Raw genomic sequence first — 15,376 nt, 5'->3', positions numbered from 1 at the left:
ACGGCGCGCGCGACGGCGCTCGGGCCGCCCGCGCGCGAACCTGCGTCTATTTCGCGGCGACGAATTCGTTCGTGTAGGTGCGCGCGAGATCGATGTGCTTGCCCTTCACCGACGGGTTGAACGCCGACAGCACCTTCAGCACGGTGGCCGGGCCGTCGGCCGGCATCTTGCCGTCGGCGGTGTACATCGGCAGCGACGCCTTCAGCGCAGCGACGTACAGCGCCTTGTCCTTCTGGTAGTCGGCCGGCATCTTCGCGGCGATTTCCTCCGCGCTGTGCGTGTGGATGAACTGCATCGTCTTCGCGAACGCGTGCGCGAGCCTGGTCGCCTGCGCCTTGTGCGAATCGGCCCACGCGGACTGCACGTAGAGGCTCGCGGCCGGATAGGTGCCGCCGAGCGCCGCGCGCGTGCCGTCCACGGTGCGCATGTCGACCAGCACCTTCGCGTCGCCCATCTTCTCGAGTGCGGACACGGTCGGCTCGGTCGTCATCCCGGCATCGATGCGGCCCTGCTTGATCGCGGCGATGAAGCTCGCGTCGGCGCCGACCGGCAGCATCGTGTACTGCGTCGACGGCACGCCGTGCTGCAGCGCCAGATACTGCGTGAGGAAGCTCGTCGACGAGCCGAGGCCCGTCACGCCGAGCGTCTTGCCCTTCGCGTCGGCCATCGACTTGAACGTCGGCGCGGCCTTCGTCGACACCATCTCGACCTCGCCCGGCACCTGGCCGAACACGGCGATCGCCTTCACGTCCTTGCCCTTGCTCTGCAGGTCGATCGTATGGTCGTAGAAGCCGACGACGGCCTGCACGGCGCCCGCGAGCAGCTCGTTCTCCGCGTCGACTCCGGCCGGCTGCGACAGCAGCTCGACGTCGAGCCCTTCGGCCTTGAAGTAGCCGAGTTCCTGCGTGAGGCGCGCGGGCAGATAGATCAGCTTCGCGATCCCGCCGACCATGATGGTGATCTTGCCGCCGTCGTCGGCGAGGGCGGGGTGCGCGGCGAGCGCGCAGCTCAGGCTGGCTGCGACGGCGAGGGTGCGCAGGATGGGTCGCATCGGGTTGTCTCCGTTCGTTGTATTCGTGTGGCGTGATGCTTGCTGCATCGTCGCATCGAGTATAGGAACGCGAAACCTTCCGCAACCTTTCACGGGGGCGCGATTCGTTTAGGGGTTTTCCAGCAATTGGGGGCACCGGTGCGGTCGAGCGGCCGGCCGGCGGCGCCAAGCGCGTCGCATTCGCCGCCCCTCACCGCCTCAACGCCACCCCAGCACGACGCGCCCAATCGCGTCGAGCCCCATGTCGAACAGCCGCGACACGAACGGCACGAGGTTCGGCACCATCAGTTGCACGAGCAACAGCCCGACCAGCATCGTGACCGGAAAGCCGACCTGGAACACGCCGATCTGCGGCGCCGCACGGTTCAGAATCCCGAGCGCCAGGTTCGCGATCAAGAGCGCCGCGACGACCGGCAGCGCGAGCAGCAGCCCCATCCCGAACACGGTCGCGCCGAACGCCGCGAGCGTGCGCCAGCCCGGCGCGTGCAGCAGATCGGCCGATACCGGCAGCGACTGGAACGACGCGGTCAACGCGGCCAGCACCTGCAGATGCCCGTCCACCGCGAGAAACGCGAGCATCGCGACCGCGTTCAGAAACCGGCCCATCACGGGCGTCGCGCCGCTCGAATGCGGATCGAAGAAGGTCGCGAAGCCAAGCCCCATCGACAGCCCGATGAAGTCGCCGGCCGCCTCGACGGCCGCGAACACGATCTGCATCGTGAACCCCATCGCGGTGCCGATCAGAAACTGCGTGACGACGATCCAGATACCCTGCGCGGAAAACACGGTGACGGCCGGCATCGGCCCGAGCGTCGGCGCGACGATCAGCGCCATGAACGCGGCGACGCCGATCTTCACGCGCGCGGGCACCGACGCGTGTCCGACCACCGGCGCGGTCGCGACGAGCGCGAGCATCCGCACGAACGGCCACAGGAACGCGGTCAGCCAGCCGTTGAGCTGCGCATACGTAACGGAAAACATCGGAACCGGCCGCCGCGCGCCGCTCAGCCGGCGCCGAGCGTCGCGACGTGCAGCAGCGTCTGCCGCAGGTAGTCGAGCATCGTCGTCAGCATCCACGGGCCGGCGATCACGAGCGTCGCGGCGACGGCGAGCAGCTTCGGAATGAACGACAGCGTCGCTTCGTTGATCTGCGTCGCGGCCTGGAACAGGCTCACGACGAGGCCGACCGCGAGCGCGACCAGCAGCAGCGGGGCGGCGAGCAGCAGGCCGACCATCATCGCCTGGTGCGCGAGCGTCATTACCTGTTCGGGCGTCATTGCGGGCCTCCGTCGCTTACGTGAAGCTCTGCGCGAGCGAGCCGATCAGCAGCTGCCAGCCGTCGACCAGCACGAACAGCATCAGCTTGAACGGCAGCGACACGGTCGACGGCGACACCATCATCATCCCCATCGACATCAGCACGCTCGCGACGACCATGTCGATGATCAGGAACGGGATGAAGATCGTGAAGCCGATCTGGAAGCCCGTCTTCAGCTCGCTCGTCACGAACGCGGGCACCAGCAGCGACAGCGGCACGTCCTCGGGGCCCTGCATCGGCGCGGCCTTCGAGATCTTCGCGAACAGCGCGAGATCGGTCTCGCGGGTCTGCTTCAGCATGAAGCCCTTGAACGGCGCGACGCCGCGCTGCACGGCCTGTTCCATCGGCAGCGTGCCGTCCGAGAACGGTTTGTAGCCGTCGGTGTACGCGCGGTCGAGCACCGGCGACATCACGAAGAACGTGAGGAACAGCGCGAGGCCGACGAGCACCTGGTTCGGCGGCGTCGTCGCGGTGCCGAGCGCCTGGCGCAGCAGCGACAGCACGATGATGATTCGCGTGAAGCTCGTCATCATCAGCACCATCGCCGGCAGGAACGACAGCATCGTGAGCAGCAGCATCGTCTGCACGCTCAGCGAATAGGTCGTGCCGCCGTTCGGGCCCGGGCTCGCGTTGAACGCGGGCAGGCCGGCCGCCTGCGCGCACGCAAGCGCGGGGGCGAGGCCGAGAAGCAGCGCAGGCGCGATGCGCGCGGCGCGGCGCAGGAAGACGTGGTTCATCGGATTACAGAAAGAGGGAACAGCGACGGCACGCGCGCATGTCAGCGCTCCTTGCCGCGGCCGAGGCGCTTCGCGGCTTCGCCGGCGAGCGCGTCACGAAAGCGCGCACCGAACGATGCGCCGTTGACGGACAGCTCGCCGCTGCCGGGCGCAGCGCGTCCGGACGGCGCGACGCCGGCGGGGGCGTCCACCGGCACGGCCGCCACGGAGCCGGCCGGCAGCGTATGCAGCAGCCGCACGTTGCCCGGCGCGACGCCGAGCACGAGCCACGTATCGCCGATCTCGACGATCGTCGCGCTTTCCTTCGCGCCGACCGCGACGCTCGATACGACCTTCAGCGGGCCGCCGCGCCGTGCCGGCTGGAAGCCGAAGCGGCGCGCGAGCCAGGCGCAGCCGAACACGAGGCCGATCACGACCGCGAGCCCGACGAGCGTCTGCAGCACCGCGCCGACGCCGAGCGACGGCGCGGCCGAACCGACCACCACGCTCGACGCGATCGCGCCCGCGTGATTGACGGCGTTCAGATCGGCGCCGCACGCAGGCATGCCGACGGCCGACGCCGCACAGGCGGCCGCGGCCGCGAACGCAGCGCGGCGGCCGGACGGCGCGACGCTCATCGATTCAGCTTCCGGATGCGTTCGGACGGCGTGATGATGTCGGTCAGCCGGATCCCGAACTTGTCGTTGACGACGACGACCTCGCCCTGCGCGATCAGGCAGCCGTTCACGAGCACGTCCATCGGCTCGCCGGCGAGCCCGTCGAGCTCGACGACCGAGCCCTGCGCGAGCTGCAGCAGGTTGCGGATCGCGATCTTGGTGCGGCCGAGCTCCACGGTCATCTTGACCGGGATATCGAGAATCATCTCGATGTCGTTGTGCGTCGAGCTGGCCGCGGCCTTCGACAGCGGCTGGAACACGCCCGCGCCCGTGGCGCCGGCCTGTACCGGCTGCTGGTTCTGCTCGGCGAGCGCCGCGGCCCAGTCGTCCATTGCCGGATCGGCGTCGGCCGCCTGCTGCGCGCCCGCGGAGTCCGCCAGCGCGGCATCGGCGAGCGCCTGCGGGTCGAGTTCCGGCGTCGGGTTCAGCTCAGTCATATCCACCTTCCTTCATCGTGTCGCTCGCGCTGATCATCTTCTGCACGCGCAGCGCATATTGGCCATTGAAAATCCCGTAGCCGCATTCCATCACCGGCACGCCGTCGACCTTCGCGGTGATCGTGTCCGCGATGTCGAGCGGCAGCACGTCGCCCGCGCGCAGGTTCAGGATCTTCTCGAAGGTCGTCGGGATCTCGGCGAGATCCGCGGTCAGCTCGACTTCGGCGGCCTGCACCTGCTGCGACAGCACGCGTACCCAGCGGCGGTCGACTTCGAGCGCCTCGCCCTGGATCGGCGAGCTCAGCACGTCGCGGATCGGCTCGATCATCGAATAGGGCATGCAGATGTGCAGCGTGCCGCCGGTCGGCCCGAACTCGATCGAGAACTGCGTGACGATCACGATCTCGTTCGGCGTCGCGACGTTCGCGAACTGCGTGTGCATTTCCGAGCGGACGAATTCGAACTGCAGCGGCCGCACGCTCTTCCACGCGACCGTGTAGTGCTCGAACACGAGGTTCAGCAGCTTGCCGATGATGCGCTGCTCGGTCGCGGTGAAGTCGCGCCCCTCGACGCGCGTATGAAAGCGCCCGTCGCCGCCGAACAGGTTATCGACGACGAAGAACACGAGGTTCGGATCGAACACGAACAGCGACGTGCCGCGCAGCGGCTTCACGTGCACGAGGTTCAGGTTCGTCGGGATCGGCAGGTTGCGCGTGAATTCGCTGTACTTCTGCACCTTCACCTGGCTGACGGAGATTTCCGCCGTGCGCCGCATGAAGTTGAAGATGCCGATCCGCAGCAGGCGCGCGAAACGGTCGTTGATGATCTCGAGGCCGGGCATCCGGCCGCGGACGATCCGCTCCTGCGTCGCGATGTTGTACGGGCGCACGCCCGCCGTGTCGCGCTCTTCGTCGACCGTGTCGGATTCGCCCGTGACGCCTTTGAGGAGGGCATCGACCTCCTCCTGCGACATGAATTCTTCGTGGCCCATGCGCGCTCCTTTCGCGGCCGCGTTACTGGACGACGAATTCGGTAAACAGCACGTCGTCGACCTTCGTGCGCTGGTTGCCCGGCTGCGTCGGCTCCTCGATCAGGTTGCGCAGCTGCTGCGCGAGCGCCTGCTTGCCGTCGGGCGTCGCGATGTCCTCGGGATGCTTGTTCGACAGCGCGAGCAGTACGCGGCTGCGGATCTCCGGCATCCGGGCGGTCAGCTGCTCCTGCGCCTTCGGGTCGGTGAGCTTGAGCGACAGCCCGACGCGCAGGTAATGCTGGACGCCGTCGTCGGACTGCAGGTTCACGGTCAGCGGATCGAGCGGGAAGAACACGGGCGCGGCAAGCGGCGCCGGCTCGGCGCTCGCGTGGGTCGCGCCCTGCCGGCCCATGAACACGTACATGCCGGCCGCGGCAGCCGCGGCCGCGCCGAGCGCGATGACGGCGATCAGCGCGATGCGCTTGAACTTGCCGGACGAAGCCGGTTTGTCGGCGGGCGGATTTGCGGTCGTGGAGGCCATGTGAATGCGTGCGTGATGACTCGTAGCATGCATTGTTCGGCATCCGGGCCGCGCCCGATGGGCGGAAAAGAGGGGGGATTTGCGGCTATCTCAGCCGATTGTCGGCGCGCGTCAGATCGGCAGCCGCGACAGCAGCGGCGCGATCAGCACCATCGCGACGCCCGCGATCATCATCGTGAGGCTCGACACGACACCTTCCTCGCTGCCGATCTCGCGCGCCTTCGCGGTGCCGACGCCGTGCGCGGCCGCACCGAACAGCGCGCCGCGCGCGAGCCGCGTGCGCATCGGCACGAGCGCGAGCACGATCTCGCCGAGCAGCATCCCGCAGATGCCGGTCGCGATCACGAACAGCGCGGTCAGGTCCTTCGGCGCGTGGATCTTGTCGGACACCGCGAGCGCGAACGGTGTCGACACCGAGCGCGTCATCAGCGAGCGCTGCAGCTCCGGCGACAGGTGCAGCAGCTTCGCGAGCAGCAGCGAGCCGCATACGCCCGCGCCGATCCCGACCGCGACGCCCACCGACAGCGACAGCCAGTGCCGGCGGATCAGGTCGCGATAGTCGTAGATCGGCACCGCGAACGCGATCGTCGCGGGGCCGAGCAGCCACATCAGCCAGCGCGTGTCGCGGAAATACACCGAATACGGAATGCCGGTCAGCAGCACGAGCAGCACCAGCACACCCGGCACGAACACGAGCGGCGAGAACAGCAGCGTCTTCTTGTACGCGTAGAGCCGCTTCGACGCGAAATACAGCGCGACGGTCAGCACGAAGCAGCCGAACGAGATCGCGGCGTTCACGCGATCGGCGGGCAGGTTCGACAACGCGGCAAACATGACGGGCTCCGGTTCGCTGAGGGCGTTACGCGCGTGCGCGGCGGCGTTCGGCGTACACGCGCTGCACGACGAAGCGGCGTTCGAGCCGTGCGGCGAGATCGACCGCCACGGCCACCGCGACCATCACGAACGCGGTGCCCGCGACGACGACCAGCGCGAGCCGCCAGCCGTCCTCGCGGAACAGGCCGCCGTACTGGACCGCCGCGACGGCGGCCGGCACGAAGAACAGCAGCATGTCGGACAGCAGCCAGTTCGCGCCGTCCTTCACCCACGTCGGTGCGACGCGGCCGGAGAACAGCAGCACGAGCAGCACCGCGAGGCCGATCACGCCGGACGGTACCGGCAGCCCGACCGCGCGCACGGCCCAATCGACCGCCAGCCACAGCACGCCGAGCGCGGCGGCCTGCAGTGCGATGCGTCCGGCATGCGCGGCACCGGCGGGACGGGCGGGAACGGCGGTCGGTCGATTCATGGCTGGGCTCACATACAGAAATTTCTAGGATGTCGCAAGTATAGGATTCCCTCATCCATAAATAAAATGACTTGTCTCTATTCTTATCATTCCGATTCGGAATTAATTCGTTCATTTGCACCATTTTGGGGAGTCGCCGATGGAATTGCGCGCGCTGCGGTACTTCATCGAGGTCGTCCGCCAACAGAGCTTCACCGCGGCCGCCGACAAGCTGTTCGTCACGCAGCCGACCATCAGCAAGATGGTGAAGGCGCTCGAGGACGAGATCGGCTCGCCGCTGCTGCTGCGCGACGGCCGGCAGATGGTGCTGACGGACGCGGGGCGGATCGTGTTCCAGCGCGGGCAGGACGTGCTCGCCGCGCAGGCGCAACTGCAGTCGGAACTGAACGACCTCGGCACGCTCGGCCGCGGCGAGCTGACGATCGGCATTCCGCCGCTCGGCGGGTCGCTGTTCACGCCGATCATCGCCGCGTACAAACAGCGCTATCCGAACATCGAGCTGAAGCTGTTCGAGCAGGGCGCCCGGATGATCGAGGCCGCGCTGATGTCGGGCGAGCTGGAGCTCGGCGGGCTGCTCGAGCCGGTCGATCCGGCCACGTTCGAGCGGCTGCCGATGGTGCGCGCGCCGCTCTGGCTCGTCGCACCGCGCGAATCGCGCTGGGAGGACCACGCGGCCGTGCCGCTCGCGGATCTCGCGCGCGAATCGTTCGTCTTCTATGCGGAAAGCCTTGCGCTGCACGACGCGGTGCTCGACGCCTGCCGGCAGGTCGGCTTCACGCCGTCGATCGTGAGCCGCAGCGGGCACTGGGATTTCATGGCCGCGCTCGTGCATGCGGGCGTCGGCATCGCGCTGCTGCCGGAGCCGTACTGCCGGCGGCTCGATGCGGGGCAGTTCACGTGCCGGCCGATCGTCGAACCGGAGATCACGTGGGCGATCGCGCTCGGCTGGGTGAAGAAGGGCTATCTGTCGCACGCGGCGCGCGCGTGGCTCGAGGTCGCGCGCGCGACGCTGCCGATCGCGCCGGGCGACGATCTGGCGTTCGGCGGCTTGCGGGCGAGGGAGTGACGCGGTTCGATTTGGATTCGAACCGACTTTGGCCGAAGCGACGCCACCGTCCGGACGACACGGGACACGTCCCGCGGGCGATGGACCGTCAATGCCCCATCGCCGGCCCCGCGCCCTTCTTCGGCTTCGTGATCCACACGAGCGCCGCGAGCGCGACGAACACGATCGCCGACAGGTGGAAGAAGTCGTTGGTCGCCATCATGAAGCCCTGCTGCGTGACGATCTGGTTCAGTTGCGCATTCGCGGTCTGGCCGACGACGCCGAGCTGCGCCAGCGCGCCCTGATAGTCGGTCGTGTTCTGCGCATAGACGCTCACCGATTCGGCGAGCCGCGCGTGGTGGTAGATCGCGTCGTTCTCCCAGAACGTCGAGCTGACCGCGGTGCCGATCGCGCCCGACAGCGTACGCAGGAAGTTCGACAGGCCCGAGGCGCTCGCGAGCCGCTCGTCGGGGATGCTCGAGAGCGTGATCGTCGTCATCGGCACGAAGAAGCACGCGACGCCGATCCCTTGCACGAGCCGCGGCAGGATCACGTGGTTGAACGGCACGTCGAGCGTAAACGTCGAGTTCCATACCGATACGATCGCGAACACGATGAAGGCGAAGCTGGCGACCATCCGCAGGTCGAGCCGGTGCATGTTGCGGCCGATCAGCGGCGACAGCACGAGCGCGAGCAGCCCGACCGGCGCGGTCGCGAGGCCGGCCTTGCCGGCCGTGTAGCCCATCACGGTCTGCAGCCACAGCGGGAAGATCACGACCGAGCCGAAGAACGCCATGAAGCCGAACGAGATGATCAGCGCGCCGAGCGCGAAGTTGCGATCCTTGAACAGCGTGAGGTCGACCACCGGCTCCTTCTCGGTCGCTTCCCAGACGAGCATGAACGCGAGCGACACGACCGCGATCAGCGCCAGCGCGACGATGAACGACGAACTGAACCAGTCGCGGTCCTTGCCGAGGTCGAGCATCATCTGCAGGCACGACACGCCGATCACGAGCAGCGCGAGGCCGACCGCGTCGATCCGCTGTTTCGTCGTCTTGGTCTCGCGGCCGCGCAGCAGGAAGAACGCGCAGGTCGCGGAGAAGATCCCGATCGGCAGGTTGATGTAGAAGATCCACGGCCATGTGTAGTTGTCGCTGATCCAGCCGCCGAGCAGCGGGCCGAAGATCGGCGCGACGATCACCGTCATCGCCCATAAGCCGAGCGCGAGCCCGCGCTTCGCGGGCGGATAGCTGCGCATCAGGATCGTCTGCGACAGTGGCACCATCGGCCCCGACACGAGGCCCTGCAGCAGCCGGAACGCAATCAGCGTCTCGAAGTTCGACGCGAGGCCGCAGAGCGCCGACGCGATCGTGAACGCGAGCACCGACAGCGTGAACAGCCGCACTTCGCCCACGCGCCGTGCGAGCCAGCCCGTCAGCGGCACCGCGATCGCGGACGCGACCGAGTACGACGAAATCACCCACGTCCCTTCGCTGGTCGCGACGCCGAGGCTGCCCGAAATCGTCGGCACCGCGACGTTCGCGATCGACGTGTCGAGCACTTCCATGAACGTGCCGAGCGCGAGCCCGACGGTGAGCAGCGCGAGGGCGCCGCCGGACAGCGGCGCCGGTTCGGCGGCAGGGGACGCGGCGGATGCCGTGGTGGCGGACATCGGAATCTCCTAGGATCGGCTCGCGCCCGCAGCGCAGCAACGCGCGGCGGGGCGGAGCGGCAGGCGGCGGAAGACGGGCATATGTCGCGTCATCTTCTGCCCAGACAGAGAAATAAGCGAACGTTTAATCGGAACAATCGAGCGCAAGCGACCCTCCGCGTCAGTCGTGCCCGTCGTCGGGTTTCGGACAGCCGGCCGGGCCGGGCCCGTTCTCGATGAAGCGCTGCAGCAGCCCGGTCAGCGTCGCGAGTTCGTCGGTGGAAAAGCCGGCGAGCTGCGCGTTCAGCGCGGTCGCGATCAGCGAGGGCAGTGCGCGCGCGGCGTCGGCGCCGCGCTCGGTCAGCGCCAGCTCGATCATGCGGCGGTCCTGCTCGCTGCGCGAACGCGCGACGAGTCCCTTGCGCTCGAGGCGATCGAGCATGCGCGTCATCGAGCCGCTGTCGTACGCCATCTTGCGCGACAGCTCGAACGGCGTGCGCGCATAGCCGCGCGACAGCAGCAGGATCACGCCGATCTGCTGCGCGGTGAGATCGAACGGCTCGAGCGCACGATCCATCCGCTCGAACAACACCTGACGCGCCTTCGTCAGGTAGTAGCCGAGACTGGTTTCCAGCTCGATGGAGTCGGGATCGTAGAGGCCGCCAGCCATGCGTTCGCGCGCAGCAAGAGTGCGTTTCAGGTCAAAACGCGCCCAGTATCTTGAAAATTGCTTGCATAGTCAATATTATTTCAGGCAACCAGTTACGACGTGCATGTTGCACTGCCGGAGACTATGTTCTGACCGATCCGCCCGCTTTGCCGGGCACCCCGAGGATGTTCGCGATGCTGTTCCTGAAAAATGCCGCCGGCGCGCTGCGCCGCACCCTGACCGATACCGCTCATCACGTGTTCTCCGGGCCGCACCGCGGCTGGAAGATCGCACTGTACGTAGCGATGCTGGTCTTGCCGGGCGGCTCGCTCGCGGCGCTCGGGTTCGCATGGTTCGATCATCGGCGGCAGCGCAACGCGAAGGGCGCATCGCGCCGCACGCCCGGGCGCGCGGCAACGGAGCCGCCGTCATGGCGGCTCGCCGCCCAGCCGCTGCCAGTGCGCCGCTGACGCCGGTCCCGCAAGCGATCCGTAATGGCCGGTAAACCGGTCGCCCGCGCCGGTAACACATTCCTGTCGTCGCGCACCGTACCCTAACGGCTGCGCAGGCTCCCCGCCGTCAGTTACCATTTGTCCGCCAGCGGCATGACGTCCGCACCGCGCGGCGCCGCTCGCGGCCCGTTGCGCCCAGACAGGAAAAATACGATGCCGTACGCCCCACTCCCGCGCGCCCTCCGCCCGCTGAGCGCCGCCGTCGCCGTCGCGACGGCCGTGCTGCTCGCCGGCTGCGCCGTCGGGCCCGATTACCACCGCCCCGATACGTCGATTCCGGCCGCGTTCAAGGAAGCGCCAGCCGGCTGGAAAGTCGCACAGCCTGCCGACCGAGCCGATCGCGGCCCGTGGTGGACCGTCTACGACGATCCGCAGCTGAACGCGCTGATCGACAAGCTGAACGCGTCGAACCAGACGATCGCGCAATCGGCGGCCGCCTACCGTCAGGCGCGCGCGCTCGTCAGCGAGGCGCGCGCTGCGTATTTCCCGACCGTCGGCCTGAGCGCGTCCGGCTCGCGCGCGCGCACGCCGCGCTCGTCGTTCTCGTCGGGCACCTCGTCGTCGTTCGGCAGCAGCACGTCGGGATCGATCAACAACAGCTACAGCGTCGGCCTCGATGCGAGCTGGGAACCCGATCTGTGGGGCAAGGTGAGCCGCACCGTCAGCGCACAGCGCGCCGGCGAAGCGGCGGCCGCGGCCGATCTCGCGAATGCGCGGCTGTCGCAGCAGGCGCTGCTCGCGCAGACCTACTTCCAGCTGCGCACGTCCGATGCGCTGCAGAAGCTGCTCGACGAAACCGTGCAGTCGTACCGGCAATCGCTGCAGCTCACGCAAAACCAGTATGCGCAGGGCGTCGCCGCGCGCGCGGACGTGATCCAGGCGCAGACGCAGCTGCAAAGCGCGCAGGCCGCCGCGATCGACAACGGCGTCGCGCGCGCGCAGTACGAGCATGCGATCGCGACGCTGATCGGCGAGCCCGCGTCGACGTTCTCGCTGCCGCCGATGCCGCTCGCGGCCGAGCCGCCCGTCACGCCGGTCGACGTGCCCTCCACGCTGCTCGAACGCCGGCCCGACATCGCGGCGGCCGAACGCCGCGCGGCGGCCGCGAACGAGCAGATCGGCGTCGCGATCTCCGCGTTCTTCCCGACGCTCACGCTGTCGGCGAGCGGCGGTTTCGAAAGCTCGGTCTGGTCGCAGCTGTTCACGCTGCCGGCGCGTTTCTGGACCGTCGGCCCGCAGCTCGCGGCGACGCTGTTCGACGCGGGGCTGCGCGCCGCGCAAACGCAGGCTGCGCGCGCGACCTACGATCAGGACGTCGCCGCATACCGGCTCGCGGTGCTGAGCGCGTTCCAGGACGTCGAGGACAACCTCGCGTCGCAGCGGATTCTCGCGCAGGAAATCGACGTGCAGCGACAGGCGGTCGAGAGCGCCGAGCATGCGCTCGCGATCGTCACGAACCAGTACAAGGCCGGCACCGTCGCATATCTGAACGTGCTGACCGCGCAGACTACGGCCTTCACCGCGCGCCAGAAGCTCGCGACGATCACCGGGCAGCGGATGGTGTCGTCGGTCGCACTCGTGAAGGCGCTCGGCGGCGGCTGGAACGTGTCGGATATCGCGCGCGAGACGGGCGACATGGCGGCGCCGCCGGCCGTGCCGGCATCCGGTGCAGCCGCTGCGTCGGCCGTGTCGGCCGTGCCCGCGACCGGCATGCTCGCGCGCCAATAAGTCACCGCAATCGGCAGGCCGCGCCGCACCGCGTGCGGCGCTCGCTCAGCGCATCGCGCCGCCGTAGATCAACGACACCTGGCCGTTGCCGATCGGGCGGCCGAGCAGGTTCAGCAGGCCCGCAAGGTTCGCCTGCTGTTCGGGCGCCGCGTGCGCGGTGCCGCGAAACGCGCCGCTGCCGGGCCCGAACGTACCGTGCCCGTCGAGAAACAGCGGGCCCTGCGTCGTCGTCAGATCGAGATCGGCGCCCGTGCCTTTCGCCTGCAGCACCGCGCGGTACGAGCCGAGCGGCTTCACGCGCGACACGCGCGAACTCATCCCGTCGATCGTCACCGTCAGCTGGCCGAATGCATTGCGGCCGATCAGCCGCCAGTCGGTCCAGCCGAGCCGCACGTCGCCCTGCAGATCGAGCGTATTGAACGGCGTGCCGAGCCCCGCGAGCAGCGACGCGGGCACCGCCATCGCGCCGGCCGACAGCACGGCGCCGCGCCACGTCGCGTCGAGCGTCACGGGCTGCGGCATCGCATCGGTCTGGCGCAGACGCATCTGCACGCGCCCGGTCAGCAGCGGCCAGAAGCGCGTCGTCCATTCGACGCGGCCCGGCAGCAGCGTCGATGCGCTCTGGTCCGCGCCGGGCGCGAGCATCAGCGTGGCCGAACCGTGCCACAGCGAGCCGGCCGGATCGACGAGGTTGACATGACCACCGGTCGCGCGCGCGAACTGCGGCGCGATCCACGTGGCCGGCGCGAGCGCGATCAGCGTGATTGCCGTCGCGAGCGCGCCGACCGCGACCCACGGCAGCACGGCGACGAGCCGCATCGTCCATCGGTTCATCGAGCGCCCGCCGCTTGCATTGCCGCTGTCCTCATTTCGGCATCGACGGCTGCATCACGGCCGTCAGGTCGACCTGGCCGTCTTCCTTCAGCGCGCTTACGTGCGCCTCGCCGACCTGCGCCTTCAGTTGCCGGCGCACGTCGTCGAGCCACTGCGTCCACGCGGGGAACGACACGTTCTTCATCTGGATCTGCACACCGTTGCCGACGATCTGCACCTGCGCGCCCGGCAGCCCGTGATCGGACAGCGACGCGGCGAGCGCATCCTTCAGCGCGAGACCCGTCGGCGCGACGCCCTGCGCGGCGGCCGTCAGCGACTTCGCTTCGTTCGCCTGCGCGGTCATCTGCGCGAGTTCGCGGCGCATCGTCGGCAGCTCGCGTTCGATGCGCGCGCGGCCTTCCTGCGCGGGCGACCACAGCACCGAATAGGCGATCGCGACGGCCAGCACGGCGCCGCCCCAGCCGAGCAGCGTCTTTTCGCGCGGCGTGCGCTCGCCCCAGAACTGCGTCAGCGCCTGAGTCAGTCGTTCGGTGTTCATGAGCGGCTCCGGATCGTCCATTTGCCCGTGTTGCTGTCGACTTCGCCGGCCAGCCCGTTGCGCGCGAGGCGTTGCGGGAAGTCGGGATCGACCTTGACCTCCGGCTTGAAGCCGACGTCGAGCCGCCGGTCGTGATAGTCGAGCGACGCGATGCCGTTCAGCGGCAGCGCACCCATCGAACGCGCGAGTCCGCTCGACAATGCGAGGAAGTCGTTCGGCGACAGCTCGCCGGCCGCGAGGCGCAACTGGTCGAGCTGCCGCTGCATCTGCGCGGGCGGATCGAGCACCGTCGTCGTCTTCGGGAAGGCAGACAGCAGCGTTTCGGTGATCTGCGCCGACAGTGCATCGCGTTCGCGCGACAGCTTCCACCAATGCAGATTCATCCCGATCACCGCGATGCCGAGCGTCGCCGCCGCGAGCGCGATCGGCAGGCGCAGGCGCTTCAGCGTCGCGCGGTCGAAACGCCACGGCTGCGACTCGAATTCAAACTGGCAGAGGTCGAAGCGCTCCGCGAGCGCCCGGCGCGCGAATGCGTCGAACGACAGCGGCATCGCGCCGGGCAGCAGCGGAGCGCCGCCCGCGCGGCCGGACGACGCGACGCGCGGTTCCGCACCGGGCTCGCCGAGCTCGTACAGCTCGACCGCGCCGCCGCCGGCGAGCGCGGCGAGCGTGCCGGGCGCGCGCGCGGCCGGTGCCGCGAAGCCTTCGCCGAGCGCGCCGCGCGCGATCGCGAGTTCGAGCCGCGGCGCGCTCGCGGCGAGCGGCTGCGCGCCCGCTTCGACGAGCGCCGGTTCGACCGCCGTCGCGACACCGAGCACCGCGGCGACCGCGGCCGGACGCACGAGCGGCGCGGCCAACGGCGTGCCGGTCGGCGAAGCAAGCGGCAAGCCGTCGGCCGCGGCGGCGATATCGGGCGCGTCGTCGTCGGCCGGCGCGGCCGACGGTGCAGGTGCGGCCGCGAGCGGCGCGGGCAGGCAGCGCGTCGCGGGCACCGCGCGCAGCTGCCGGTGGCCGGCTGCCGTGAACGCGTCGCAGATCGCGCGGAACCATGCGCGATCGACGACGCCCAGCACGCGGCGCCCGTCCGGCAGCGCGACCGGATCGAGCGCGATATGGCAGCCGAGCGGATCCTGGATCAGCTGATCCTCGACGATGTTCGGCAGCGCCTGGCGCAGCTTCGGCCCTTTGAGCGGCGGCACGCTCGCGGCCAGCAGCAGCACGTCGCGCGCGGCGACGATCAGCACCGTCGCGCTCGCGCGCGGCAGCAGCGACAGCGCCGCGCGGCCCGCGCGCTGCACGTGGCCGGCCTTGTCGACGAGCATGAACGGCAGCTCCGGCCACTGCCATTCCTGCAACGGCACGGCAGGCTCGCGCGGCGGCAATGAAACAATCAACGTGCTCAA

General features: G+C 69.0%; 18 protein-coding genes. 3 read left to right on the top strand and 15 right to left on the bottom strand.

All coding sequences use genetic code 11. The features are described 5' to 3' along the window. Positions 1 to 46 precede the first annotated feature (46 nt). The 10 genes from BCR55_RS07545 to BCR55_RS07500 form a co-directional block, all read right to left on the bottom strand. Positions 47 to 1,051, bottom strand: a complete 1,005-nt coding sequence (locus BCR55_RS07545; RefSeq protein ID WP_035489485.1) for an ABC transporter substrate-binding protein — start codon at positions 1,049 to 1,051, stop codon at positions 47 to 49. 198 nt (positions 1,052 to 1,249) lie between these two features. Next, a complete protein-coding gene (fliR, locus tag BCR55_RS07540; RefSeq protein WP_006411157.1) occupies positions 1,250 to 2,032 on the bottom strand; it encodes a flagellar biosynthetic protein FliR in 783 nt (260 codons plus the stop codon). A 23-nt stretch (positions 2,033 to 2,055) separates the two neighbouring features. Beyond that, a complete protein-coding gene (gene fliQ / locus BCR55_RS07535) occupies positions 2,056 to 2,328 on the bottom strand; it encodes a flagellar biosynthesis protein FliQ (RefSeq protein ID WP_006401718.1) in 273 nt (90 codons plus the stop codon). 16 nt (positions 2,329 to 2,344) lie between these two features. Continuing rightward, complete coding sequence (gene fliP / locus BCR55_RS07530) at positions 2,345 to 3,106, bottom strand: flagellar type III secretion system pore protein FliP (RefSeq protein WP_006407289.1); 762 nt, start codon at positions 3,104 to 3,106, stop codon at positions 2,345 to 2,347. 41 nt (positions 3,107 to 3,147) lie between these two features. Continuing rightward, positions 3,148 to 3,723 carry a flagellar biosynthetic protein FliO gene (fliO, locus tag BCR55_RS07525; protein ID WP_045593756.1) on the bottom strand — a complete coding sequence of 192 codons (576 nt, stop codon included), beginning with the start codon at positions 3,721 to 3,723 and terminating at the stop codon, positions 3,148 to 3,150. After that, positions 3,720 to 4,199, bottom strand: a complete 480-nt coding sequence (fliN, locus tag BCR55_RS07520) for a flagellar motor switch protein FliN (protein WP_006407291.1) — start codon at positions 4,197 to 4,199, stop codon at positions 3,720 to 3,722. The genes fliO and fliN overlap by 4 nt, the downstream gene beginning before the upstream one ends. Further along, positions 4,192 to 5,190, bottom strand: coding sequence for a flagellar motor switch protein FliM (gene fliM, locus BCR55_RS07515; protein WP_006401714.1), 999 nt, complete (start codon positions 5,188 to 5,190; stop codon positions 4,192 to 4,194). Before fliM ends, fliN begins: the two co-directional genes overlap by 8 nt. A 22-nt stretch (positions 5,191 to 5,212) precedes the next feature. Continuing rightward, complete coding sequence (fliL, locus tag BCR55_RS07510; RefSeq protein ID WP_045593759.1) at positions 5,213 to 5,743, bottom strand: flagellar basal body-associated protein FliL; 531 nt, start codon at positions 5,741 to 5,743, stop codon at positions 5,213 to 5,215. A 78-nt stretch (positions 5,744 to 5,821) separates the two neighbouring features. Then, on the bottom strand, positions 5,822 to 6,544 hold the full coding sequence (locus BCR55_RS07505; RefSeq protein ID WP_006401712.1) for an LrgB family protein: 723 nt from the start codon (positions 6,542 to 6,544) through the stop codon (positions 5,822 to 5,824). Positions 6,545 to 6,569: 25 nt separating this feature from the next. Further along, positions 6,570 to 7,016 (bottom strand): CidA/LrgA family protein, encoded by a 447-nt coding sequence (locus tag BCR55_RS07500; protein ID WP_006401711.1) that lies wholly within the window; start codon positions 7,014 to 7,016, stop codon positions 6,570 to 6,572. 139 nt (positions 7,017 to 7,155) lie between these two features. On the opposite strand from BCR55_RS07500, the gene BCR55_RS07495 reads away from it, so the two are divergent. Continuing rightward, positions 7,156 to 8,082 (top strand): LysR family transcriptional regulator, encoded by a 927-nt coding sequence (locus BCR55_RS07495; protein ID WP_006401710.1) that lies wholly within the window; start codon positions 7,156 to 7,158, stop codon positions 8,080 to 8,082. Positions 8,083 to 8,170: 88 nt separating this feature from the next. Here the strand turns inward: BCR55_RS07495 and BCR55_RS07490 are convergent, their stop codons facing one another. Together BCR55_RS07490 and BCR55_RS07485 are read right to left on the bottom strand one after the other, a co-directional pair. Next, on the bottom strand, positions 8,171 to 9,733 hold the full coding sequence (locus BCR55_RS07490) for a DHA2 family efflux MFS transporter permease subunit (RefSeq protein ID WP_006401709.1): 1,563 nt from the start codon (positions 9,731 to 9,733) through the stop codon (positions 8,171 to 8,173). Between the two features lie 160 nt (positions 9,734 to 9,893). Next, positions 9,894 to 10,382, bottom strand: a complete 489-nt coding sequence (locus tag BCR55_RS07485; protein WP_006407293.1) for a MarR family winged helix-turn-helix transcriptional regulator — start codon at positions 10,380 to 10,382, stop codon at positions 9,894 to 9,896. 164 nt (positions 10,383 to 10,546) lie between these two features. Here BCR55_RS07485 and BCR55_RS07480 point away from each other — a divergent pair, with 164 nt between their 5' ends. After that, positions 10,547 to 10,831, top strand: coding sequence for a hypothetical protein (locus BCR55_RS07480; protein WP_006407294.1), 285 nt, complete (start codon positions 10,547 to 10,549; stop codon positions 10,829 to 10,831). Positions 10,832 to 11,026: 195 nt separating this feature from the next. Continuing rightward, positions 11,027 to 12,601: an efflux transporter outer membrane subunit gene (locus BCR55_RS07475; protein WP_065494398.1), complete on the top strand. Its 1,575-nt coding sequence runs from the start codon at positions 11,027 to 11,029 to the stop codon at positions 12,599 to 12,601. Between the two features lie 45 nt (positions 12,602 to 12,646). Here BCR55_RS07475 and BCR55_RS07470 read toward each other — a convergent pair whose 3' ends face one another. The 3 genes from BCR55_RS07470 to gspL are packed head-to-tail and all read right to left on the bottom strand — an operon-like array spanning position 12,647 to position 15,376. After that, complete coding sequence (locus BCR55_RS07470) at positions 12,647 to 13,435, bottom strand: type II secretion system protein N (protein ID WP_065494397.1); 789 nt, start codon at positions 13,433 to 13,435, stop codon at positions 12,647 to 12,649. Between the two features lie 31 nt (positions 13,436 to 13,466). Next, a complete protein-coding gene (gene gspM / locus BCR55_RS07465) occupies positions 13,467 to 13,973 on the bottom strand; it encodes a type II secretion system protein GspM (RefSeq protein ID WP_006401703.1) in 507 nt (168 codons plus the stop codon). Beyond that, the gene (gene gspL / locus BCR55_RS07460; RefSeq protein ID WP_065494396.1) at positions 13,970 to 15,376 is read right to left on the bottom strand and encodes a type II secretion system protein GspL; all 1,407 of its coding nucleotides are present in this window, start codon (positions 15,374 to 15,376) and stop codon (positions 13,970 to 13,972) included. The genes gspM and gspL overlap by 4 nt, the downstream gene beginning before the upstream one ends.

The organism is Burkholderia sp. CCA53 (assembly GCF_001685525.1).
Taxonomy (GTDB): Bacteria; Pseudomonadota; Gammaproteobacteria; order Burkholderiales; family Burkholderiaceae; genus Burkholderia; species Burkholderia multivorans.
This window is presented reverse-complemented; position numbering and strand designations above follow the sequence as displayed.